Origin of the sequence: Pseudomonas izuensis (assembly GCF_009861505.1) — a bacterium.
Lineage (GTDB): Bacteria > Pseudomonadota > Gammaproteobacteria > Pseudomonadales > Pseudomonadaceae > Aquipseudomonas > Aquipseudomonas izuensis.
Map to the genome: position 1 here is coordinate 20,732 of NZ_WTFT01000016.1, position 23,837 is coordinate 44,568.

General features: G+C 61.6%; 21 protein-coding genes. 14 read left to right on the plus strand and 7 right to left on the minus strand.

The features are described 5' to 3' along the window. Window positions 1-25: 25 nt before the first annotated feature. From GPL81_RS16100 to nrdR, 3 genes are read right to left on the minus strand one after another with little or no spacing between them, the layout of a single operon-like run. Window positions 26-691 (minus strand): riboflavin synthase, encoded by a 666-nt coding sequence (locus GPL81_RS16100; protein ID WP_008018158.1) that lies wholly within the window; start codon window positions 689-691, stop codon window positions 26-28. A 47-nt stretch (window positions 692-738) separates the two neighbouring features. Further along, on the minus strand, window positions 739-1,872 hold the full coding sequence (gene ribD, locus GPL81_RS16105; RefSeq protein WP_160107576.1) for a bifunctional diaminohydroxyphosphoribosylaminopyrimidine deaminase/5-amino-6-(5-phosphoribosylamino)uracil reductase RibD: 1,134 nt from the start codon (window positions 1,870-1,872) through the stop codon (window positions 739-741). Then, window positions 1,869-2,333 (minus strand): transcriptional regulator NrdR, encoded by a 465-nt coding sequence (gene nrdR, locus GPL81_RS16110; RefSeq protein ID WP_003228656.1) that lies wholly within the window; start codon window positions 2,331-2,333, stop codon window positions 1,869-1,871. The genes ribD and nrdR overlap by 4 nt, the downstream gene beginning before the upstream one ends. A 118-nt stretch (window positions 2,334-2,451) precedes the next feature. Between nrdR and GPL81_RS16115 the strand changes: the two genes are divergently transcribed. From GPL81_RS16115 to trxA, 3 genes are all read left to right on the plus strand, one after another. Further along, window positions 2,452-2,916 (plus strand): hypothetical protein, encoded by a 465-nt coding sequence (locus GPL81_RS16115; protein ID WP_096514811.1) that lies wholly within the window; start codon window positions 2,452-2,454, stop codon window positions 2,914-2,916. Next, window positions 2,913-3,569, plus strand: a complete 657-nt coding sequence (locus GPL81_RS16120) for a class I SAM-dependent methyltransferase (RefSeq protein WP_160107577.1) — start codon at window positions 2,913-2,915, stop codon at window positions 3,567-3,569. Before GPL81_RS16115 ends, GPL81_RS16120 begins: the two co-directional genes overlap by 4 nt. Window positions 3,570-3,750: 181 nt before the next feature. Further along, a complete protein-coding gene (gene trxA, locus GPL81_RS16125; protein WP_160107578.1) occupies window positions 3,751-4,623 on the plus strand; it encodes a thioredoxin in 873 nt (290 codons plus the stop codon). Window positions 4,624-4,710: 87 nt separating this feature from the next. Here trxA and GPL81_RS16130 read toward each other — a convergent pair whose 3' ends face one another. Further along, entirely contained in the window at window positions 4,711-5,049 is a 339-nt protein-coding gene (locus GPL81_RS16130; protein WP_160107579.1) for a hypothetical protein, read from the minus strand. A gap of 137 nt (window positions 5,050-5,186) precedes the next feature. On the opposite strand from GPL81_RS16130, the gene GPL81_RS16135 reads away from it, so the two are divergent. From GPL81_RS16135 to GPL81_RS16155, 5 genes are all read left to right on the plus strand, one after another. After that, entirely contained in the window at window positions 5,187-5,771 is a 585-nt protein-coding gene (locus GPL81_RS16135; RefSeq protein ID WP_160107580.1) for a DUF2796 domain-containing protein, read from the plus strand. 132 nt (window positions 5,772-5,903) lie between these two features. Further along, the gene (locus tag GPL81_RS16140) at window positions 5,904-6,614 is read left to right on the plus strand and encodes an ABC transporter ATP-binding protein (protein ID WP_160107581.1); all 711 of its coding nucleotides are present in this window, start codon (window positions 5,904-5,906) and stop codon (window positions 6,612-6,614) included. A gap of 1 nt (window position 6,615) precedes the next feature. Continuing rightward, window positions 6,616-7,881 carry an ABC transporter permease gene (locus GPL81_RS16145; RefSeq protein WP_121106059.1) on the plus strand — a complete coding sequence of 422 codons (1,266 nt, stop codon included), beginning with the start codon at window positions 6,616-6,618 and terminating at the stop codon, window positions 7,879-7,881. Between the two features lie 11 nt (window positions 7,882-7,892). Further along, window positions 7,893-8,411, plus strand: coding sequence for a DUF3299 domain-containing protein (locus GPL81_RS16150; RefSeq protein ID WP_160107582.1), 519 nt, complete (start codon window positions 7,893-7,895; stop codon window positions 8,409-8,411). Between the two features lie 222 nt (window positions 8,412-8,633). Next, complete coding sequence (locus GPL81_RS16155) at window positions 8,634-9,332, plus strand: OmpW/AlkL family protein (RefSeq protein WP_160107583.1); 699 nt, start codon at window positions 8,634-8,636, stop codon at window positions 9,330-9,332. A gap of 113 nt (window positions 9,333-9,445) precedes the next feature. On the opposite strand, the gene GPL81_RS16160 is transcribed toward GPL81_RS16155, so the two are convergent. Both GPL81_RS16160 and GPL81_RS16165 read right to left on the minus strand, forming a co-directional pair. Then, window positions 9,446-10,375: an NAD-dependent epimerase/dehydratase family protein gene (locus tag GPL81_RS16160; RefSeq protein WP_160107584.1), complete on the minus strand. Its 930-nt coding sequence runs from the start codon at window positions 10,373-10,375 to the stop codon at window positions 9,446-9,448. Beyond that, window positions 10,368-11,252 (minus strand): sugar nucleotide-binding protein, encoded by an 885-nt coding sequence (locus GPL81_RS16165; RefSeq protein ID WP_096514791.1) that lies wholly within the window; start codon window positions 11,250-11,252, stop codon window positions 10,368-10,370. Before GPL81_RS16165 ends, GPL81_RS16160 begins: the two co-directional genes overlap by 8 nt. A gap of 326 nt (window positions 11,253-11,578) precedes the next feature. Here GPL81_RS16165 and GPL81_RS16170 point away from each other — a divergent pair, with 326 nt between their 5' ends. Beyond that, the gene (locus tag GPL81_RS16170; RefSeq protein ID WP_160107585.1) at window positions 11,579-15,883 is read left to right on the plus strand and encodes an Lhr family helicase; all 4,305 of its coding nucleotides are present in this window, start codon (window positions 11,579-11,581) and stop codon (window positions 15,881-15,883) included. Between the two features lie 111 nt (window positions 15,884-15,994). Here the strand turns inward: GPL81_RS16170 and GPL81_RS16175 are convergent, their stop codons facing one another. Next, window positions 15,995-18,118, minus strand: a complete 2,124-nt coding sequence (locus tag GPL81_RS16175) for a mechanosensitive ion channel family protein (RefSeq protein WP_160107586.1) — start codon at window positions 18,116-18,118, stop codon at window positions 15,995-15,997. A 265-nt stretch (window positions 18,119-18,383) separates the two neighbouring features. Between GPL81_RS16175 and GPL81_RS16180 the strand changes: the two genes are divergently transcribed. From GPL81_RS16180 to GPL81_RS16200, 5 genes are all read left to right on the plus strand, one after another. Further along, on the plus strand, window positions 18,384-19,586 hold the full coding sequence (locus GPL81_RS16180; RefSeq protein WP_160107587.1) for an MFS transporter: 1,203 nt from the start codon (window positions 18,384-18,386) through the stop codon (window positions 19,584-19,586). 198 nt (window positions 19,587-19,784) lie between these two features. Further along, window positions 19,785-20,711, plus strand: a complete 927-nt coding sequence (locus GPL81_RS16185; protein ID WP_160107588.1) for a DUF72 domain-containing protein — start codon at window positions 19,785-19,787, stop codon at window positions 20,709-20,711. Next, window positions 20,708-21,505, plus strand: a complete 798-nt coding sequence (locus GPL81_RS16190; RefSeq protein WP_160107589.1) for an endonuclease/exonuclease/phosphatase family protein — start codon at window positions 20,708-20,710, stop codon at window positions 21,503-21,505. The genes GPL81_RS16185 and GPL81_RS16190 overlap by 4 nt, the downstream gene beginning before the upstream one ends. Next, window positions 21,502-22,794, plus strand: coding sequence for a cardiolipin synthase ClsB (gene clsB / locus GPL81_RS16195; protein WP_160107590.1), 1,293 nt, complete (start codon window positions 21,502-21,504; stop codon window positions 22,792-22,794). Before GPL81_RS16190 ends, clsB begins: the two co-directional genes overlap by 4 nt. Beyond that, window positions 22,781-23,767, plus strand: coding sequence for a lysylphosphatidylglycerol synthase domain-containing protein (locus GPL81_RS16200; protein WP_160107591.1), 987 nt, complete (start codon window positions 22,781-22,783; stop codon window positions 23,765-23,767). Before clsB ends, GPL81_RS16200 begins: the two co-directional genes overlap by 14 nt. The last annotated feature ends 70 nt before the right edge of the window (window positions 23,768-23,837 follow it).

A 23,837-nucleotide genomic window follows, 5' to 3' on the forward strand; every position in this document is an offset into this window, starting at 1 on the left:
CCCCCATTCTTTTAGAAATTGAGTTTCAGGATTTGAGATAGCCGTTGGCGGCCAGGAAGCTTTCGGTAATGGTGCTGCCGGCGGTTGGCTCAGCGGCTTTGTCACCCAGCAGCAGGCGCTCCAGGTAACGGGCCAGCAAGTCCACTTCCAGGTTCACCCGGCGACCCGGCTGGTACGACGCCATGATGGTTTCGCTCAGGGTATGCGGAATGATGGTCAGCAGGAACTCGGCGCCATCGACTGCGTTCACGGTCAGGCTGGTGCCGTCGACGGTGATCGAGCCTTTGTGGGCGATGTACTTGGCCAGATCCTTTGGCGCGCGAATGCGGAATTCCACGGCACGCGCGTTTTCGGTGCGGGCAACCACTTCGCCCACGCCATCGACGTGACCGCTGACCAGGTGCCCGCCGAGGCGAGTGGTCGGGGTCAGGGCTTTTTCCAGGTTGACCGGGCTGCCGCTTTTCAGGTCGTTCATGGCGGTGCAGTCGAGGGTTTCGCGGCTGACGTCCGCCGCGAAGCCGTTGCCCGGCAATTCAACAGCGGTCAGGCACACGCCGTTGACCGCGATGCTGTCGCCCAGCTTGACGTCGCTCAGGTCGAGCTTGCCGGTTTCTACGTGAACCCGCACATCTCCGCCTTTTGGGGTCAATGCACGAATACTGCCGATGGATTCGATGATGCCGGTGAACATGGGGTTCTCCTCGAGAACAGAGCCAGCGCTATAGCGTTGGCCGGAAATTATACGCTCGCTGCCGGTGAAGGAATGGCAGTGACTCGCCAGTCATCGCCCACCGCGCGAATTTCGGTGATTTTGAGCTCGGGCGCATCCTTCATTTGCGCGAGCGGCCAGTCCAGCAGCGGCCGGGCCGAAGAGCCCAAAAACTTGCCGGCAATGAAAATCTGGAACTCATCCACCAATCCGAGCTGAGCGAAAGCTCCGGCCAGACGCGGCCCGGCCTCGACCAATACTTCGTTGACGCCACGACTGGCGAGTTCGACCAACAGCTGGCGCAAATCCACCTGGCCATCGTAGCCGGGCACGATCAGGCATTCCGGGCCGTTGGCGTATTGCTCTTCCACCGCAACGCAGGTGGCGACCAGCGCCGGACCCGCCTTGAAAAACGGCGCATCCAGCGGCACCCGCAGGCGACCGTCGACCAGCACCCGCAACGGTGGGCGGCTCATGGCCAGGGCGGTTTGTTCGGCATCCAGGCCCAGCTCATCGGCGCGTACGGTCAAACGGGCATTGTCCGCCAGCACCGTATCGGCGCCGGTCAGCACCACGCTGGCCTGGGCACGCAGGCGTTGCACCGCCGAACGCGCGGCCGGGCCGGTGATCCATTGGCTTTCGCCGCTTTCCATCGCCGTGCGGCCATCCAGGCTCATGGCCAACTTGACCCGTACGAAGGGCAAGCCGTGTTCCATGCGTTTCAGGAAACCCTGATTGAGCTGGCGTGCCTCGCCTTCCAGCACGCCGCTTTCAGTGGCGATGCCAGCCTGAGCCAAACGTTGCAGACCGCGACCGGCGACTTCCGGGTTCGGGTCCTGCATCGCTGCCACGACCCGCGTCACACCGGCATTCACCAGCGCATCGGCGCAGGGCGGCGTGCGGCCATGGTGGCTGCACGGTTCGAGGGTCACGTAAGCCGTAGCGCCCCGGGCCCGTTCGCCGGCGGCGCGCAAAGCGTGGACTTCTGCGTGGGGTTCACCGGCGCGCTCATGCCAGCCTTCGCCGACGATTTGCCCACCCTGCACGATCACGCAGCCCACCCGCGGGTTGGGGTGCGTCGTGTAATGCCCCTTGCGCGCCAGTTCCAGGGCACGGGCCATGTAATGAGCATCGAGGATGGCCTGTTCGGCGGACGTGGTCATTCTTTCACCGGCTCACGGGCCAGGCGATCGATCTCTTCGCGGAACTCGTTGAGGTCCTGGAAGCGGCGATACACCGAAGCGAAGCGGATGTAGGCGACTTCGTCGAGTTTTTGCAGCTCGGCCATCACCAGTTCACCGACCACGAGGGATTTGACCTCGCGCTCGCCGGTGGCGCGCAGTTTGTGTTTGATGTGCACCAGCGACGATTCGAGGCGCTCGACACTCACCGGGCGCTTCTCCAGCGCACGCTGCATGCCGGCGCGGAGTTTTTCTTCGTCGAACGGCTGGCGACTGCCGTCGGTTTTGATCAGGCGCGGCAACACCAGTTCAGCGGTTTCGAACGTCGTGAAACGTTCGCCGCAGGCCAGGCATTCACGCCGGCGGCGCACCTGTTCGCCCTCGGCGACCAGACGCGAGTCGATGACCTTGGTGTCGTTGGCACCGCAGAAGGGACAGTGCATGGTGGCAGGCAACAAAAAAAGGGAGGGCCATGGTAGCGCATCCCCGTGGCAAGACAAGCCATAGGGTTTGCGGTATACAGACTGGCTATAGATGGACTACACCTTGCTGGAGCCGTAAATGTCCCTGAAACCGCTCGTTTTGCTCAGTCTTTTCAGCCTGTTGGTGGCCTGCGGCAGCGATGCGCCCAAGCCTCAACCGCCGACACCAGGCCCTGCACCGGAACAGGCACAGAAGAAAGCCAGGGAGTCGGTTCCCCTCGGTCCGCTGCCGGCCTACCAGCGTGAATTGAGCGGCACTTTGCAAGGCGTGCCGGCCGGTGCCGAAGTCGAACTGGCGTTGCTGGTGATCGACGAAAGAGGTCGTCCGCAACAATTGCTCGCCAGTTCGAGCCTGATCGGCACCAATCAAGTGCTGCCGTTTCACCTGCGCTTCAATCCGGATGCCTTTCCGGTCGGCGCACGGGTCGAACTGCGGGGCCGCGCCAGCCAATCTGGCCAGTTGATCCTGCATCTGCCATCGCGCCTGATCACCCAGCCCACCACCCAGGCGCTGGGCCAACTGCAATTCGTCAAAGCGCCATGAGTGCACCGCTCGACCTGCAACAGGCGCTCAGTGAACTGCTCGGTGATGCTCAGTTGGTCACCTGCGATCTGCCGGACACCGATCTGAAGCTGTGGCTGATCGACGGTGACAAGATGGACCGCGCCTTCAGCCCGGAAGAAACCCGACGCATTCTGCATGAGCCGCCCTACTGGAGTTTCTGCTGGGCCAGTGGCCTGGCCATGGCCCGCTACCTTGCCGAATACCCTGAGTGGGTCAAAGGCAAACGGGTTCTCGATTTCGGCGCCGGTTCCGGCGTGGCGGGGATTGCTGCGGTGAAGGCCGGGGCGCTGGAAGTGGTGGCTTGCGACCTCGACCCGCTGGCGATTGCGGCCTGTCGGGCGAATGCGGAACTCAATGACGTGCAGCTCAACTATTCGACGGATTTCTTCGCCGAAGCGGATCGCTTTGATCTGATTCTGGTGGCGGATGTGCTGTATGACCGGGCGAACCTGCCGTTGCTCGATGAGTTTCTCAGTCGCGGGCAAGAAGCACTGGTCGCGGATTCGCGGGTGCGGGACTTTCGCCATCCGCTGTATCGCCGTATCGAAATGCTCGAAGCCATGACATTGCCGGATCTGTGTGAGCCGGAGGAATTCAGGCATGTGAGCCTGTATCACGCGCGACGCAGCTGAAAAGCATCGCGAGCAGGCTCACTCCTACAGTGGTTTTGTGGTGTTCACAATTTCCCTGTAGGAGCGAGCCTGCTCGCGAAAGCGCCCGGCCAGGCAATAGACCTCTCAAAGGCTACCCCGCTTCCGGCCACCCCCCACCAGGCCGTATAGTTGCTCCATCCACGCTTCCAAGAGATCCCCCATGAGTCAGCAAACGCCGTACATCTTCGACGCCACGACTGCCGATTTCGACCAGTCGGTGATCGAGAACTCTTTCCACAAACCGGTGCTGGTGGATTTCTGGGCCGAATGGTGCGCGCCGTGCAAAGTGCTGATGCCGATGCTGCAGACCATCGCCGAGAGCTATCAGGGTGAATTGCTGCTGGCCAAGGTCAACTGCGATATCGAACAAGACATCGTTGCCCGTTTTGGAATCCGCAGCCTGCCGACCGTGGTGCTGTTCAAGGACGGCCAGCCCGTCGATGGTTTTGCCGGCGCTCAGCCGGAGTCTGCCGTCCGCGCCCTGCTCGAACCCCATCTCCAGATGCCACCACCTGCCGCCGCCGATCCATTCGAACAGGCTCAGGCGTTGTTCGATGACAGCCGTTTTGCCGATGCCGAAGCCATCCTCAAAGTGCTGCTGGGCGAAGACAACACCAACGCCAAGGCGCTGATTCTCTACGCTCGCTGTCTCACCGAGCGCGGTGAACTGGGCGAGGCGCAAGCCGTGCTCGACGCGGTCAAGAGCGATGAGCACAAGGCCGCCCTGGCCGGCGCCAAGGCGCAGATCAAGTTTCTCGGCCAGGCCAAGGACTTGCCGGATGCTGCCGACTTGAAGGCCAGGCTGGCGAAAGACCCGCAGGACGACGAAGCGGTCTATCAACTGGCGGTTCAACAACTGGCCCGCCAGCAATACGACGCGGCGCTGGATGGCTTGCTCAAGCTGTTCATCCGCAACCGCAGCTACAGCGAAGGCCTGCCGCATAAAACCTTGCTGCAGGTGTTCGAACTGCTGGGCAATGATCACCCGCTGGTGACCACCTATCGTCGCAAGCTGTTTGCCGCGCTGTACTGATCACGACCTGTAGGAGCTGGCTTGCCAGCGAAGACGGCCTCAAGGACGGTCCAAGATTCAAGGCCCCCTTCGCCGGCAAGCCGGCTCCTACAGCCAGGTGTAAATCGGTGTATCCCCGCCGTTCGTGACTTTCACATCGGCGCTATGGCGCAAGCGCACCAACAGGCGTTTGCCCGACGCCGCGCTCCCCGTCAATCCTTCCAACTGATCCAGCAGATCCGGCCCGCTCAACTGCCCGGCCGTTCGCAGCAAATCCCTGGCGACCTGCCACAGCGCATCATCCTGATTCAACGATTTGACCGGGGCCGCGCTGACTTCGGCTTTATCGACCTGCAACTGAGCGCCCAGCCGCGCCCAGTCAGCGTCATCCATCTCCAGCGTCAAATCCACCGGCCAGTCGCCGATGCTTCCGCGAATACGCAACATGAGTCCGCTCCTGCACATTTCTTCACTTGCATGCTCCCATGGGACTTGTGCAACGCCAAGCAGGCAGTCACACTCTCCGCACTTACGTTATAAGATTACATAACATTTTCTTCATTTTACTTTTCGGAGACTCGTCCATGCGCCGTCTGCTGCTCGCTTTGCCATTTGCCTTGTTGCCGCTGGCTGTCGCTCATGCCGCGGACGAGCATGACCATGATCACGAACACGGCAGCCTTGGCGCCCATGAACATGGTGTCGGACGCCTGAACGCGGCGCTGGATGGCCAGAACCTGCAACTGGAACTGGAAAGTCCGGCGATGAACCTGGTGGGCTTCGAACATGCCGCCACCACTGAGGCCGACAAGGCCAAGGTGGTCGCAGCCCGCACAGAACTCGAAAATCCGCTGGCACTGTTCAATCTGCCGAAAGCCGCCGGTTGCGTGGTGGCGAATCAGGAACTTAATAGCCCGCTGTTCGGTGACAAGCCCGACGCCGACGACGATCACGACGAAGACGCCAAGGACGAGCATCACCACGACCACAGCGAAATCCACGCCCACTACCAATTCACCTGTGCCACCCCTGGTGCGCTGAAAACCCTGGATCTGGCGAATATCTTCAACACATTCCCGGCCACCCAGAAAATTCAGGTACAACTGATCGGCCCGAGCGGGCAGCAAGGGGTTGAAGTGACGGCCAAGGCGGCTGCCCTTAAATTCTGATCCACCCCCGGTCCTGTAGGAGCAAAGCTTGCTCGCGATGAACGATAACGCGGTTTTTCAGCTAAACCGTGGCGTGCCCATCGCGAGCAAGCTTTGCTCCCACAGGTCATCAACATTCGTGAAATCGGTTAAATGACCCAAGCACTCATCGAACTGTCCGACCTGGGCTTCAGCTGGCCCGGTCACCCGCCACTGCTGGATATCCCGGCGTTTCGCCTGGAGCCTGGGGAAACCCTGTTTCTCAAAGGCCCCAGCGGCAGCGGCAAGACCACCCTGCTCGGCCTGCTCGGCGGTGTGCAAAGGCCTGATCGCGGTAGCATCCGCCTGCTCGGCCAGGAGCTGACGCAACTGTCGGCTGGTGCTCGCGACCACTTTCGTGTCGATCACACCGGCTACATTTTCCAACAGTTCAACCTGCTGCCGTTCCTGTCGGTGCGCGAGAACGTCGAACTGCCCTGCCACTTCTCGAAGCTGCGCACCGAACGCGCGAAACAGCGCCATGGCAGCGTCGATAAAGCAGCGGCCACTTTGCTTGCCCATTTGGGTTTGAAGGATGAACACATCCTGGGTCGCCGCGCCGACTCGCTGTCCATCGGCCAGCAGCAACGGGTCGCCGCCGCGCGTGCCTTGATCGGCCAACCGGAACTGGTGATCGCCGACGAACCGACCTCCGCCCTGGACTACGACGCCCGCGAAAACTTCATTCGCCTGCTGTTCGCCGAATGCCGCGAAGCCGGGTCGAGCCTGTTGTTCGTCAGTCACGACCAGAGCCTCGCGCCGCTGTTCGATCGCCACCTGTCGCTGGCCGAACTCAATCGCGCCGCCACGTCCGCAGAGGTCTGAGATGTATTTGTTTCGTCTAGCCATGGCCAGCCTGGCTAACCGCCGCTTCACCGCGATTCTGACCGCGTTTGCCATCGCCTTGTCGGTTTGCCTGCTGTTGGCCGTGGAAAGGGTGCGCACCGAGGCCAAGGCCAGTTTCGCCAGTACCATCAGTGGCACCGATCTGATCGTCGGCGCCCGCTCCGGCTCGGTAAACCTGCTGTTGTATTCGGTGTTCCGCATCGGCAACGCCACCAACAACATCCGTTGGGACAGCTTTGAGCACTTCGCCAACAACCCGAAAGTGAAGTGGGCGATCCCAATGTCCCTCGGCGACTCCCATCGCGGCTATCGGGTGATGGGCACCACCGAAGCCTACTTCGAACACTACCAGTACGGCCGCCAGCAACACCTGGAACTGGCCGATGGCCGCGCCTTCGCCACCGACCCGTTCGAAGTGGTGCTCGGCGCCGAAGTCGCGGATGCGTTGCACTACAAACTCGGCGACAAACTGGTGCTGGCCCATGGTGTGGCGGCGATCAGCCTGGTCAAGCATGACGACAAGCCATTCACCGTGGTCGGCATCCTCAAACGCACCGGCACCCCGGTGGACCGTACGCTGCACATCAGCCTCGGTGGCATGGAAGCGATTCACATCGATTGGCACAACGGTGTACCGGCCAGGGGTGAAGGTCGGATCAGCGCCGATCAGGCGCGCAACATGGACCTGACGCCCCAGGCGATCACCGCGTTCATGCTCGGCCTCAACAACAAAATTTCAACTTTCGCCTTGCAGCGCGAAATCAACGAGTTCCGTGGCGAACCGATGCTGGCGATCCTGCCTGGCGTGGCGCTGCAAGAGTTGTGGAGCCTGATGAGCACGGCGGAAAAAGCCTTGTTCGTGGTCTCGCTGTTTGTGGTGCTGACCGGGTTGATCGGCATGCTCACGGCCATTCTCACCAGCCTCAATGAGCGCCGCCGCGAAATGGCGATTCTGCGTTCGGTGGGCGCGCGGCCGTGGCACATCGCGACGCTGCTGGTACTGGAAGCGTTTGCCCTGGCGCTGACGGGCGTGATCGCTGGCGTGGCGCTGCTTTACCTGTGCATCGCCGCCGCCCAAGGTTACGTGCAAGCCAATTACGGCCTGTTTCTGCCGCTGGCCTGGCCCAGTGAATATGAATGGACGCTGCTGGCCGGCATCCTGGTCGCCGCGCTGCTGATGGGTTGCGTGCCGGCCTGGCGCGCTTATCGCCAATCGTTGGCCGATGGCCTGTCGATTCGCTTATGAGGACCTTGAAAATGCCCCGCGCGGTTGTTGCGCTGTTGATGCTGGTCGCTCTGCCGCTGTGGGCGGCCGGGCCGAAAGAGCTGACCTGGTCCGACATGATCCCACCGGATGCCCCGGTGCAAGTGCCGAACATGACACCGCTGCACGACCTGTCGAAGATGAGCGATGCCCTGTCCGCCGAGTCCGCACCGGCCGCGAAACAAGACCTGCCCAACGCACCGGTGGTCAAAACCCTGGACGGCCAGAATGTTCGTTTGCCGGGGTACATCGTGCCGCTGGAAGTCAATGAAGAGGGGCGCACCACGGACTTCCTGCTGGTGCCGTATTTCGGCGCCTGCATCCACGTACCGCCTCCACCTTCGAACCAGATCGTGCACGTCAAAAGTGAAGTAGGCGTGAAGATTGAGGAGTTGTACCAGCCGTACTGGATCGAAGGAGCGATGCAGGTCAAGGCGTCCACCAGCGAGTTGGCGGATGCCGGGTATCAGATGGAGGCGGACAAGATTTACGTCTATGAATTGCCGGACTGAATCCGATCGTCATGCGTTGATAGTGAGGACGCCTTCGCGGGCAAGCCTTGCCCCCACAAGTTCGGCGTTGCCTTTGTGGGAGCAAGGCTTGCCCGCGATGGCGTCCGCGAAACCTCCGCAAAACTCGCTGGATCACCGTTTCCTTGAGCTGAGTCAAAGGGCCGATTCGTTAGGCGCCTTACCATTGGACATCAAAAATTTTTAACGTCCTTTGGAGCCCCCATGAACAAGTCCCTGCTCAGCGCTTCGCTGTTTGCCCTCGCGCTCGCAGCCCCGCTCGCCCACGCCCACGAACAAGGCGATATCCTCGTGCGTGCCGGTGCGATCACCGTCAACCCGAATACCGACAGCTCCAGCGTCAAGGTCGATCAGGGCCCATTGAGCGGTGCCGATCTGGGCGGCGAGGCCACCCTGAGCAGCGATACACAACTGGGCCTGAACTTCGCCTACATGATCACCAATCACCTGGGTATCGAATTGCTGGCAGCCACGCCGTTCGAGCATGACGTCAAACTCAAGGGCACCGCCCTGAGCGCGGCCAACGGCAAGCTGGGCAGCTTTAAACAATTGCCGCCGACCTTGAGCCTGGTGTACTACCCGCTCGACACCAAGTCCGCGTTCCAGCCCTATGTCGGGGCCGGCGTGAATTACACCTGGATGTATGACGAACACCTGAGCAGCGACGCCCGCGCCAATGGTTTCAGCAATTTCAACACCAAAAACTCCTGGGGCGTGGCCTGGCAGGTGGGTGCTGACTACATGCTGACCGACAACATCCTGCTCAACGCCCAGATGCGCTACATCGAGATCGATACCCGCGCGACAGTGGAAAACAACGCCGTCGCACCCGGTACCCGCGCACGGGTGAACGTGGATGCAGATCCGTTCGTCTACATGGTGGGGCTGGGTTACAGGTTCTAAAGAATGTTCACGTGGTGGTGAACCTGGCCAAGGAAAATACATTGCCCCAGAAGCAATCTCCGGCCACAAAAAAGGCGCCTCTCAAGGGCGCCTTTTTTGTGGGCTTGAAAATCTCAACGCCCCAGCAACCGCGCCAACCCGACGCTCATCGGTGTCTGCTGTGGGCGGGCAAATCGTTCGAGCAATCGCCGGTTGTTCGCCCGTGAATGACGGATATCACCGGAGCGCGCCGGGCCGTAACTCACGGGTGGCAACTCACCGACCACCGCTTCCAGTGCTTCAAGCATCTGGTTGAGTGTCGTTGCCTGGTTCCAGCCAACGTTGACCGCGCCGACGTCTACCTGTGGTTTGTCGATGGCTTCCACCAGCAGGTTGACCAGATCCTCGACGTAGACAAAATCCCGCGTCTGCTCACCGTCACCAAACACAGTGATCGGCAGGCCTTTCTGCGCGCGCTCGGTGAAAATACTGATCACCCCGGAATACGGCGAGGATGGATCCTGGCGCGGGCCGAAGATGTTGAAGAAGCGAAAAATCACCGGTTCCAGCGCATGTTGGCGCCGGTAGAAATCGAAATAATGCTCGCTGGCCAATTTGTCGGACGCATAGGGTGTCAGCGGAGATTTGGGCGTGTCTTCATCGATTGACTCGCCTTCGCCATTGTTGCCATACACCGCCGCGCTGGAGGCAAACAACACACGCTTGACACCCGCCTGGCGCATGGCCTCGCAGACATTCAGCGAGCCGACGAAATTACTCTGGTGCGTCTTCACCGGATCGTCCACCGAAGCTTGCACCGAAGCCACCGCCGCCAGGTGCGCCACTGCACTGCAACCGGCCATCGCCCGTGCCACCAGCGCGGCATCGGCGACGTCGCCGACGATCAACTCGACCCTGGGATTATCCAGCGGCAAGTTGCTGCGCTTGCCGGTGGACAAGTCATCGAGAATCCGTACCGAATGCCCCTTGGCGAGCAAGGCGTCGGTCAGGTGCGAACCGATGAAACCGGCGCCGCCGGTGATTAAAACGGGGGTATCAGCCATGGCGATAGAACCTGTCCAAAAGGCCCGGAAGCGCCGCACGCCAAGCGCGCGGTTTGATTCCGAAGGTGTGCAGAATTTTTTTGCAGGCCAGCACCGCGTGTTGCGGCTCTTCGGCGGCGTCCGGCCGCGCGGCGTGGGCCTGGGCGGTCGGTGCTTCGATGGCCAGCGGATGCAAGGCACGCGCCTCGCTGAGAATGGCCTGCCCCAGCGCCAGCGGCGTGGTCGCCTCATGCCCGGCGTAATGGTAGGTGCCCCACAGCGGCGCCGCGCAGTCGAGTTGCTTGAGTACCGAAATGATCACGCGGGCGGCATCGTCCACCGGCGTCGGATTGCCCCGACGGTCATCGGCCATCAGCAGCTCTTGCGGTTGTTCGGCCCGACCGAGGAACCGTCCGAGGGTGCCCTCGGGGCTGTCATCGAGCAACCAGCCGAAACGCAACAGCACGTGTTGCGGGCAAGTGGCGCGAACGCTTTGCTCGATCCGCCACAAGGCCTGACCGCGCAGCCCCAGCGGCACTGGCTCGTCTTTTTCGCTGTAGGCAGTGGCGCGGGAGCCATCGAACACGCGATAGCTCGAAGGCTGCAACAGAACGATATTGTGATGCTGGCACAGTTCGGCCAGGCGCTCGATCGCCCGCTCCTGCCCGGCCAAACGCTGCTCGCTGACCGCTTCGGCCTGGAACCAGTCGAAGTAGTAGGCAAGGTTGATCAGCGCATCCGGGCGGGTGTCGTCGAGCAGTTGCGTCAGGCTCGCGGCGTCCCAGCCGTCTTGTGGCGGGCGGGGGGCGAGGAAGCCGATGTCTTCCTCCGCACCGAGGCGAATCAGCGCCTGCCCAAGGGCATTTCCGCCGCCCAGTAACATAAGGCGCATTCGCATATAGTCAGCAGGCCCAGTCTGATTGGAACAATGGTTTTATCGACAGCGCTTGCGGGCGATGTCGTCGATAGTTGCAGGAATCGTTGCATTTTGCGGGTTTAGTGCGCAACCGTCATCCGTAAAGTGTAGATGCCCCGGATTTGTAGTGCTGCTACTGGCCCCATCGCTGGCAAGCCAGCTCCCCACAGTGATTTCCGTTGTTCACACGAATTGCGTCCACTGAAGCTCCCTGTGGGAGCTGGCTTGCCAGCGAAGAGGCCTCGCCAGTCAACAGAGATCCTGAGCGGTACTTGCATCTTCGGCCCCCCGCCCGCATAAATTGCCCCATGAACCTGCCCATCCCCGCAGACAGTGCCCTGGACGGCTTCCACCCTGCCGTCAGCGCCTGGTTCAGCAATACCTTCGCGACGGCCACCGCCGCCCAGGCCAGGGCGTGGCCGCTGATCCGCCGGCGCCGATCGACCCTGATCGCCGCGCCCACCGGGTCCGGCAAGACGTTAACCGCATTTCTTGCGGTGATTGATGATCTGGTTCACCGCGGGCTGGAAACCGACAGTGGCCTGCCCGACGAAACTCTGGTGGTCTACGTGTCGCCACTCAAGGCGTTGTCCAATGACATCCAGATCAACCTGCAAAACCCGCTGGCCGGCATCACCGAACAACTGCGCGTGATGGGGCTGCCCGAATTGCAGATCACCACCGCCGTGCGCACCGGCGACACCCCGCAAAAAGACCGTTCGGCGATGCGCAAGAGCGCGCCGCACATTCTGGTCACGACTCCCGAGTCGCTCTATGTCTTGCTCGGCTCCGACTCCGGCCGAAAAATGCTCGGCACCACGCGCACGGTGATCGTCGACGAAATCCACGCCATCGCCGCCAGTAAACGCGGCAGTCATCTGGCCCTGAGCCTGGAACGCTTGCAGGCACTGTGCGCCGAACCGCTGGTGCGCATCGGCCTATCAGCCACACAAAAGCCCATCGAAGCGGTGTCGCGCTTTTTGGTGGGGCGTGACCGTGACTGCGAAATCATCGACATCGGCCATGCGCGTCCACGGGACCTGGACATCGAAGTGCCGCCGGTGCCGTTGTCGGCAGTGATGGCCAATGACGTGTGGGAGCTGGTCTACGACCGCCTCGCCGCCCTCGCCCGCGAACACCGCACCACGCTGATTTTCGTCAACACCCGACGCCTCGCCGAGCGCCTGAGCCGGCATCTGAGCGAGCGCCTGGGCAAGGACGCCGTGGCCGCCCACCACGGCAGCCTCGCCAAGGAGTTTCGCCTGGATGCCGAGCAACGGCTCAAGCGCGGCGATCTGCAAGTGCTGATCGCCACGGCGTCGCTGGAACTGGGCATCGACATCGGCGATGTCGACCTGGTGTGCCAGATCGCCTCGCCGCGCTCGATTGCCGGGTTCCTGCAAAGAGTCGGACGCTCCGGGCACCAGGTCGGGGGCACGCCCAAGGGCCGCTTGTTCGCCACCACCCGCGACGACCTGATCGAATGCGTTGCACTGCTCGATTGCGTGCGCCGGGGCGAACTGGACACCTTGCAAATCCCGCTGGCGCCGCTGGATGTACTGGCGCAACAGATCATCGCCGAGGTCAGTTGCCAGGAATGGCCAGAGGACGCTTTGCTCGCCCGGTTCCGCCAGGCCTCGCCCTACGCCGCGCTCGACGAAAAACACTATCAGGCGCTGCTGCACATGCTCGCCGAGGGCTACAACGGACGCCAGGGCATCCGCAGTGCCTACCTGCACCGCGATGCCGTGAGCCGCACGCTGCGCGGGCGTCGCGGCGCCAAACTGACGGCCGTCACCAGTGGCGGGACCATTCCCGACAACGCCGACTACAGCGTATTGCTGGAACCCCAGGGGCTGAACATCGGGAGCGTTAACGAAGACTTTGCCGTGGAAAGCATCGCCGGCGACGTGTTCCAGTTGGGCAATACCTCGTACCGCATCCTGCGGGTCGAAACCGGCAAGGTCCGCGTCGAGGATGCCCAGGGGCAACCGCCAACCATTCCGTTCTGGCTCGGTGAAGCACCAGGGCGCAGTGCAGAATTGTCGTTTGCCGTCGCGCGCCTGCAAGCACAACTCGATGAACTGCTGAGCGCCGCGCCGGGCAACTTGCAACCGGTCCTCGACTGGCTAACCGAAACCCTCGGCCTCAATCTCGCCAGCGCCGAACAACTGGTCGAATACCTGGCCCGCGCCCGCCAGACCCTCGGCGCTTTGCCGTCCCGGGACACGCTGCTGATGGAGCGGTTTTTCGACGAGTCCGGCGGCACCCAACTGGTCATCCATACGCCGTACGGCAGCCGCATCAATCGCGCCTGGGGCCTGGCCTTGCGCAAGCGTTTTTGCCGCACCTTCAACTTCGAATTGCAGGCTGCCGCCAGTGAAGACGCCATCGTGCTGTCGTTGTCCACCAGTCACAGTTTTGAATTGGACGAGGTCTGGCGTTACCTGCACAGCAACAGTGCCGAACACACGCTGATCCAGGCCGTGCTCGATGCGCCGCTCTTCGGCGTGCGCTGGCGCTGGAACGCCGGCGTGGCCCTGGCATTGCCGCGCTACTCCGGTGGACGCAAGGTACCGCCGCAGATCCAGCGGATGAAAAGCGAAGACCTGATCGCCAGCGTGTTCCCCGACCAGATCGCCTGCGTGGAAAACCTCGCCGGCGAACGGGAAATTCCCGACCATCCGCTGGTGGAGCAAACCCTCGACGATTGCCTGCACGAGGCCATGGACAGCGAAGGCTGGCTGGCGTTGTTGCGGCGCATGGAGCGTGGCGAGATTCGCCTGATTAGCCGCGATTTGCCCGCGCCCTCGCCGCTGGCTGCGGAAATTCTCAGTGCCCGCCCCTACACGTTTCTCGACGATGCACCGCTGGAAGAGCGTCGCACCCAGGCGGTGCTCAATCGCCGCTGGAGTGACCCGCAATCCACCGACGACCTCGGCGCGCTGGATGTTGATGCCATCGCTGCCGTGGCTGAAGAAGCCTGGCCGACGCCCAACAGTGTCGATGAAATGCACGAGGCATTGATGAGCCTGGCCTGCATTACCGATGCTGAAGCGCGGGCGAATCCGAACTGGCTGGATTGGTTGAAAACCCTGGCCGACAGCGGCCGCGCCTGTTGCATCAATCAATCGCTGTGGCTGGCGCGAGAGCGGCTGACCTGCCTGCGAGCGATTTATCCACAGGCTGATTTGAGTACTGCGCTGGAAGCTTTGCAGGGGTTTGATGAACCCTGGGAAACGGAGGACGCCGTATTGGAGCTGATTCGCGCGCGACTCAGCGCATTTGGCCCATTGCCGCTGCAGGAAATCGCCGAACCGCTTGGATTGGCGCCCGCTCAAGTCACACAGGCACTGGCGCAACTGGAGGGCGAAGGTTATGTGTTGCGCGGTCACTTCACCCCAGGCGCCGCCGAAGAGGAATGGTGCGAACGGCATTTGCTGGCGCGGATTCATCGCTACACGGTCAAGCGTCTGCGGCGGGAAATCGAGCCGGTGGCGTTGCAGGATTTCATGCGGTTTCTGTTCGACTGGCAGCATCTGTCCAGCACCACCCAGGGCCAGGGCAGCGCGATATTGCAAGCGATCGTCGCTCAGTTCGAGGGTTATCCCGCCGCCGCATCCGCCTGGGACAGCGACATTCTGCCGGCGCGGCTCAAGGACTATTCACCCACTTGGCTGGATGATCTGTGTCGCAGCGGCAAACTGGTCTGGACCCGCCTTACCGCGCACAATAAAGGCGCCAGCAGCGCCCTGCGCAGCACGCCGATTGTGTTGTTGCCGCGCAATCGGGTCGGGTTGTGGAGCGACTTGACCGAGCAGACGCCGATCAGCGAACTGTCGCCCAAAACCCAAAAAGTCTACGAAGCACTCCACCAGCATGGCGCGCTGTTTTTCGATGAGCTGGTACATGAAGCGCATGTGTTGCGCACAGAGCTGGAAATCGCCCTGCAGGAACTGGTGGGCGCCGGACGGGTGAATGCCGACAGCTTCGCCGGCCTGCGCGCGCTGATCACCCCGGCCAGCAAGCGGCAGAATCGCAGCAGCCGTCGTGGGCGCGGAGCCTTTTTCGGCGGTATGGACGATGCGGGGCGCTGGGCCTTGCTTCGACGCGGACCGCCGGCGCCGATTGTGGATAACCCGCGTCCGTCACCCACACCCACCGAGACTTTGGAACACATCGCCATGACCTTGCTGCGCCGATACGGCGTGGTGTTCTGGCGTTTGCTTGAGCGCGAGGCGGACTGGCTGCCGAGCTGGCGTGAACTGCTGCGCACCTTTCATCGGCTGGAAGCGCGGGGCGAGATTCGTGGCGGACGTTTTGTCAGTGGCCTGGCGGGCGAGCAATTTGCGCTGCCCGAAGCGATACCGTTGCTGCGTGAAGTGCGGCGGCGACCCCATGATGGCAGCCTGATTGCGGTGTGCGGGGTTGATCCGCTGAACCTGGCCGGCACTCTGCTGCCCGGCGCGAAAGTGCCGGCGCTGGCGAGTAATCGGCTGGTGTATCGCGATGGATTGCCGGTGGCTGCCGAGATTGCTGGCAAGCAGCAGTTCTGGCTGGAGCTGGATCAGCAGGCGATGGCTGAGGTGCACAGCAAACTGACCAGGCATTGATGTTGATTGGTCGGGCCTCATCGCGAGCAGGCTCGCTCCTACAATGGAATGTGTACACCGCTCCTCTGTAGGAGCGAGCCTGCTCGCGATGAGGCCGGCCCAGACAACAAATTATTGAGGTCGCGGCCGATCCGGCATCAACACCGCCGAATGCTCCGGCTCAGCCGCACCGTCCTGCAACGGCTCAATCGCCTGCCTCGGCATCAAAACCTGCTGTGGATAAGTCTGCGCGAAATGCACCCATGGACTGTTATCCACAAGCTTTTTCAAACGCTGGTTGAATGCCCGGCTCACCGCATATTGTCCACCGGAGACGGTGCGAAACTGCGCCGTCAGCACCACGCCGTTGAGGTCCATCTTGTCGACGCCGAATACATCCAGCGGCCCTTGCAGGTTGTACTTGAGGAACGGATCGCCAGTAATCGAATGCCCGGCCTCGCGGATCAGTTCGATGGCCTTGTCGACGTCGGTGTCGTAGGTGAATTGCACCGAAAAAAACGCATAGGCAAATTGCCGCGATTGGTTGGTTACGGCCTTGATCTGGCCGAACGGCACCGAATGCACAAACCCCTTGCCGTCGCGCAGGCGCAAGGTACGGATGGTCAGGCCTTCGACGGTACCGGCGTGCCCGGAGTCGAGTACCACCCAGTCGCCGATGGACAGGGTGTCTTCGATGATGATGAACAACCCGGTAATCACATCCTGCACCAGTTGCTGGGACCCGAAGCCGATCGCCAGCCCGATGACACCGGCACCGGCCAGGAACGGTGCCACATTGATGCCCAGGTTAGCCATGGTGGTGATTGCACAGATCACCACCAGAATGATTTTGATCGCATTGCGCAGCAACGGCAGGATGGTCTTGACTCGTGTGCTGGGCTGACGCGCCGAGCGTTTGTTGACCGGCGGTTTCAAGGCTTCCTGAATCGCCGTGTCGAGCACGACCCAGACCATCCAGGTGATCAGGAAGATCAAACCGATGTGACTCAGCGAGTCGCTGATCGCCCGACCGACCGAATTGCTCACCGCGAATTCGAACAGCGAAACGCCCCAGATACGCCCCAGAATGTCGATGAACACGATGGCGATGGCGATGCGCAGCAACGCGTGGGAAAGGTTCAGAAAGCGCTCCTTGTAGGCACTGCTGCGCCGCAGGTCCGCTTCATGGCGCGTCTTGAACAGGTGATGCAGCGTGGTGCTCAGAAACACCGTGGCAATCAGCAGAACCGTGGTAAACAGCGCACTGCGCAGTACCTGTTGATTGTCGGCGCTGACGCTGATCAGGTTGATGACCGAAACCAGTACCATCAACAGAATCGGCCAATACCAGAGCCCGGAAAAAATCCGCAGGGTTTCGCGCAGGGCCGGCTGCGATCGACGCTGGGCCAGCGGCAGAATCCGGATGACATGGGCGACGGGACGGCGCATGCGAAATACCAGCAGACCGAAGGAAATCGATGCCGCCAGACCTGTAAACACTGCGATGCTGCTGGTGAGGTTGCTGCCCAGCTGCTGGGCGATCTGCGGGCTGGTCAGGGCATCGCTCAGGGCGACCAGGAAGCCGATCAGAAACAACGGTCGCGGGCTCTCCTGGTGAATGATCTGCACCGCCCTGCGTTTGTGACCGACGTTGAACAAAACCACCAGTGACATCACCAATGACGCGGCGAAAATGCCGCTGCTGGTGGCATAGGCAAAGCACAACGCCATCGCCCGACCGGCCGACACCGGCAAAAACTGACTGGCATAAATCGTCAGCGGCAGGCTGACCAACGCGGGAAGGCTGTAGGGCAACACATAACCCAGCAATGCCTGACCACGCTCTCGACTCAACAGCAAGCGGTGCCGACACACGCGCTCGGTCAAGAACTTGCCGAACATCCGCAGCAGGCCGAAGACGCCCGCCCACACAACGGTCAGCAGCAGGAAATCCCCCGCCACGCTCCAGCCCGAACGGGCAGAGGGACGATTGACCAGTTGATCCACTTCATCTGCCGCACGGTCGGCACGCAGGCGCCAGGCGTCGACCAGGTTTTCGTTGAGATCGAGTTTTGCCTGCACCTCATCGATGCTCGAACTGATGGCCCCTAGCAACCCGCCTTGCACCAGCGGTTGCGGGTGTGCCGGTGGCGTCACAGTGGCGGCCGGCAGACCCGGGATCGTTGCCGCATCCAGTTCCTCGCTGCCCAGAACCAGCAGCGCTCCCAGAAATATCGCGGTCTTGAGCTTGATCAACGTATCCGCTCCCTTGGATGAGACTGTAAGGAACTGATCGGGAAATACCCCTGTAGGAGCCGGCTTGCCGGCGAAAGCGGTGTGTCAGACATCATTTATGTTGGTTGAGACACCGCCATCGCCGGCAAGCCGGCTCCTACAGGTCCAGAGTCCTTGTTCGATATTTGATCTGCACGCAAATATCAAATGCCCATACCTATATTTTTCCGCACGACCCAAACCTCGACACTGCACTCCATCAATTCAACCCACCGGAGTTGCAGCCATGCCCATTGCCTTGCTCGCGCTGACCCTCAGCGCCTTTGCCATCGGGACGACCGAGTTCGTCATCGTTGGCCTGTTACCCACCATCGGCGCCGATCTCGGGGTCAGCCTGCCGTCCGCCGGCCTGCTCGTCAGCCTGTATGCATTGGGCGTCGCCGTCGGTGCCCCGGTGCTGACTGCCCTGACCGGCAAAGTCCCGCGTAAATTGCTGCTCTTGTCGCTGATGGTGCTGTTCACCCTCGGCAACCTGCTGGCCTGGAAAGCGCCAGGCTACGAGTCGTTGATTCTGGCGCGAATCGTCACCGGCCTGGCCCACGGGGTATTTTTCTCGATCGGCTCAACCATCGCCACCAGTCTAGTGCCCAAGGAAAAAGCCGCCAGCGCGATCGCCATCATGTTCACCGGATTGACCGTGGCACTGGTCACCGGCGTACCGCTGGGCACCTTCATCGGCCAGCATTTCGGCTGGCGTGAAACCTTCCTCGCCGTGTCGGCATTGGGCGTCATCGCGTTCATCGGCAGCCTGCTCTACGTGCCGAAAGACATTGCCCACAGCAAACCCGCGTCGCTGTTGCAACAGTTGCAGGTCCTCAAGCAACCCCGGCTGTTGCTGGTGTATGCAATGACCGCGATCGGCTACGGCGGTTCGTTTATCGCCTTCACTTTCCTGGCACCGATCCTTCAGGACCTCTCCGGTTTCAGCACCGGCACCGTCAGCCTGGTGCTGCTGGTCTACGGTATTTCGGTGGCCGTGGGTAACATCTGGGGCGGCAAACTGGCGGATAAACGCGGCCCGATCAGTGCCCTGAAAATCATCTTCGCCCTGCTCGCCGCCGTGCTGTTCGTGCTGACCTTCACGGCCGGCAATCCATGGCTGGCGCTGGCCACCGTGCTGGTCTGGGGTGCCGTGGCGTTCGGCAACGTGCCTGGGCTGCAAGTCTATGTGGTGCGCCAGGCCGAACATCACACCCCCCATGCGGTGGACGTGGCTTCCGGCCTGAACATCGCCGCGTTCAACCTCGGCATTGCCGGCGGCGCGTGGGGCGGCGGCATGATCGTTGCGCACATGGGACTGATCCACACCGCGTGGATCGGTGGTCTGGTGGTGTTGGGGGCGCTGGCGTTGACGGCGTGGAGCGGGCGTCTGGATCGGTTGGGGCCGGTGTATGCCGCGTCCTCAAACCGCATCGTTACTGGTCACTGATTCACCCCTGTAGGAGCCGGCTGCTGGCGATAGCGGCGGCACATCCAACATTGATGTGGCTGGCAGACCGTCATCGCCAGCAAGCCGGCTCCCGCAGCTCGGCGTGTAATCCGGGAATGTACCGTCCGTACCCCCACCGAAACTTTCGTCGCCGCCCCACAGTCAGCAAAAGAACGGGGCACTCAGACGGGAGGCGACATGGCGGCGATTCATATCGGCATTTCAGGTTGGCGCTACACGCCCTGGCGGGGGGATTTCTACCCCAAGGGGTTGCCCCAGAAACGCGAGTTGCAATTCGCGTCACGGGCGGTCAACAGCATCGAAATCAATGGATCGTTTTACGCCCTGCAAAAGCCCGAGCGCTATGCCCAGTGGTACATCGAAACGCCGATGCACTTCGTGTTCAGCGTCAAGGCCCCACGCTTCATTACCCACATCAAGCGTCTGCGTGACATCCACAAACCCCTGGCGAATTTCTTTGCCTCCGGCGTACTGGAGCTCAAGGAAAAGCTCGGGCCGATCCTCTGGCAGTTTCCGCCCAACTTCAAATTCAACGCCGAATTGTTCGAGACCTTCCTCGAACAATTGCCCCGTGACACCGAACAGGTGGCCGCCCTCGCCCGGCAGCACGATTCGCATCTCCACGGCCACGCCAGCCTGAAGGCGTACAAGAAAAAACCTGTGCGCCATGCCGTGGAAATCCGTAACGACAGCTTCATCGACCCGGCTTTTGTCCGCCTGCTCAAACGCTACAACACGGCACTGGTGATCGCCGACACCGCCGGCAGATGGCCGTACCGCGAAGACATCACCAGCGACTTCGTCTACCTGCGCCTGCACGGTGCCGAAGAGCTCTACGCCAGCGGCTACACAACGCAGGCACTGCAACGCTGGGGTGAGCGGATCGAGGCCTGGCATCACGGGCGGCAACCGAAGGATCCACAGTTGATCGCGCCCCGGCAGAAACCCAGGGTCTGCAAATCCCGCGAAGTGTTTTGCTATTTCGATAACGACATCAAAGTCCGCGCACCTTTCGATGCGCGTCGCCTGCTGGAGCGTTTCGACCTCGATCAGGACCTGCTCACCGCCCCCGGTGAACCCGCTGCCGAAGGAGCACTGCCATGAGCATTCGCGAACCGGTCGGCGTCACCGACGAGCAGGCCACCATCGACACCATGGTGCATCGTTTCACGGTGCTGACGGTGAACACCCACAAGGGTTTCACCGCGTTGAATCGGCGTTTCATCCTGCCGGAACTGCGCGAAGCGGTGCGCAGTGTCTCTGCCGATGTGGTTTTTTTGCAGGAAGTCCACGGCACCCATGAACAGCATCCCAAGCGCTACAACAATTGGCCGGCGATACCGCAATACGAATTCCTCGCCGACACCCTGTGGCCGCAGTTCGCCTACGGGCGCAATGCGGTCTATCCGGCGGGCGATCACGGCAACGCGCTGCTGTCGAAATTCCAGATCGTGCGGCACGACAACCTCGACGTGTCCATCAGTGGCCATGAGAATCGCGGCATCCTGCATTGCATCTTGCGCCTGCCCGGCGAAGGCCCGGAGGTGCACGCGATATGCGTCCACCTGGGCCTGCGCGAAAGCCATCGCAACGAACAACTCAGGTTGCTGGCCCGCCGGCTGGAAGAACTGCCAAACGATGCGCCGGTGATCGTCGCCGGGGATTTCAATGACTGGCGTCAGCGTGCCGATGCCCTGCTCAACCCTTGCGGTCTGCGCGAAGTGTTCGCCGAGCACCATGGCAAGCCCGCGCGCAGTTTTCCCGCTCGATTACCCGCGCTGCGTCTTGACCGCATCTACGTACGCAACCTCCAGGCCAGCCGACCACAAGTACTGACGTCCCGACCCTGGTCGCACCTTTCGGACCATGCACCGCTGTCGGTAGAGATCGAGTTATGAGCATCTCGCCGATGGAAAAAACCACCGTGGAGCAGATTGCCGCGCCGCCGACCAGCGAACCCGCAGCGGTCGACGTCGAGTACCGCTGGCAAGGCAACAACCGCGTCGAGCTGCTGGAAAACGGCGAAGCCTATTTTCCCCGGGTGTTCGAAGCGATGCGCCAGGCCAAGACCGAGATTCTTCTGGAAACCTTCATCGTGTTCGAGGACAAGGTCGGCGAAGAGCTCAAGACCGTGCTCATCGACGCCGCGCAACGCGGGGTACGTGTCACCGCCAGCTTCGACGGATTTGGCTGCGGCGAACTGAGCACAGGTTTTCTCACCGCACTCAGTGGTGCGGGTGTGCATCTGCAAATGTTCGATCCGGCACCCAAGCACCTTGGCATCCGCACCAACTGGTTCCGCCGCCTGCACCGCAAGATAGTGGTCGTAGACGGAACCGTCGCCTTCATTGGCGGGATCAACTTTTCCGCCGACCATCTGGCCGATTTCGGCCCCGAGGCCAAACAGGATTATTCGGTCGAAATACAAGGCCCGGCGGTGGCCGACATTCATCACTTTGCCCTGTTGCAATGCGGTCGTCCCGCGCGGGCCAAGTACTGGTGGCAACGGCGTCGACAACGTCGCTCGGAACTGGCTTTCGATGATCATGACGGTCAGGTGCGGCTGGTGTACCGCGACAACGCCGAGCATTTGACCGACATCGAAGAGGTTTACCGCCTGGTGCTACGCACTGCGCAGCGGCGCGTGGTCATCGCCAACGCTTACTTTTTCCCCGGCTACCGATTGCTGCGCGAGATCCGCAACGCCGCCCGCCGCGGTGTTGATGTGCGGCTGATTCTGCAAGGTCAACCCGACATGCTGGTGGCCAAACTCGCGGCGCGCATGACCTACGATTACCTGCTCAAATCCGGGGTGAAGATCTACGAATATTGCGACCGCCCCCTGCACGGCAAGGTCGCGCTGGTGGACGAAGACTGGAGCACCGTCGGTTCCAGCAACCTCGACCCATTGAGCCTGTCGATGAACCTGGAAGCCAATGTGTTGATCCGCGACCGCGCATTCAACCGTGACCTGTTCGAGCGCCTCGAAGAACTCAGTGACCACCACTGCAAGGCCATGTCGGTGGACAACGCCCCACGCGGACGCGTCTGGCACATGACCGTGGGTTTTCTGGTGTTCCACTTCCTGCGGCATTTCCCGGCATGGGCCGGCTGGTTGCCGGCGCATAAACCACGCCTGAAAGCGTTCACTTCACCGACCGGGAGCGATCAGCATGAGCCGCACTGAAGCACACGCGGCGTCCCACGCCGACCACCCGGCAAAGTCTCGCCTGAGCCGCTGGAAAAGACCGCTGACGATGCTGTTTTTCCTGGCGCTGATCGTGCTGTTGAGCCTGTTCGCCTCGCGCATCGAATGGGGCGAAGTGTTCGACACCCTGGCCGATTTCAAGGTGCGCACACTGATCATCGCCTCTGGACTGACCCTGGCGAGTTTTCTGGTCTACGCCAGTTTCGACCTGATCGGCCGCACTTACATACGCCAGGATCTGACGTGGAAACAGATCCTGCCGGTGGGGATCATCAGCTACGCCTTCAACCTCAACCTGAGTGCCTGGGTCGGCGGTATTGCCATGCGTTATCGGCTGTATTCGCGGCTCGGTGTGAGCAAAGGCAACATCGCAAAAATCCTCGGCCTGAGCCTGGCCACCAACTGGTTCGGCTACATGGTGATTGCCGGGGCAGTGTTCAGCAGCGGGCTGGTACGCATGCCCCCGGGGTGGAAACTGAGCAGCGACGCGCTGCAAGGTGTGGGCGTTTTGTTGCTGCTGGTGAGCGCGGGATATCTCGCGGCGTGCCGCTTCTCCAAACGGCGCGAGTGGGCGATACGCGGTATTGAAATCGATTTGCCGTCCTTGCGCATGGCCATTGTGCAACTGGCCCTTGGGGCGCTGAACTGGTCGCTGATGGCGGCAGTGATCTTCACCCTGCTGCCGAGCAAACTCGACTACCCATTGGTGCTTGGCGTGTTGCTGATCAGTGCTATCGCCGGGGTCATCACCCACATACCGGCGGGGCTCGGTGTGCTGGAAGCTGTGTTCGTGGCTTTGCTGCAACACGAGGTATCGCGGGGCAGTCTGGTGGCGGGACTATTGGCTTACCGGGCGATCTATTTTCTGCTGCCGCTGTTGATCACGCTGGTGATGTATTTGCTGGTGGAGGCCAAGGCCAAGTCGCTGCGGATCTCGAAAAAACCCAAGTGATTTGTGGTGATGGTGATGACGCCATCGCGGGCAAGCCTTGCTCCCACAGGTAGTCAACACAAATTCTGTG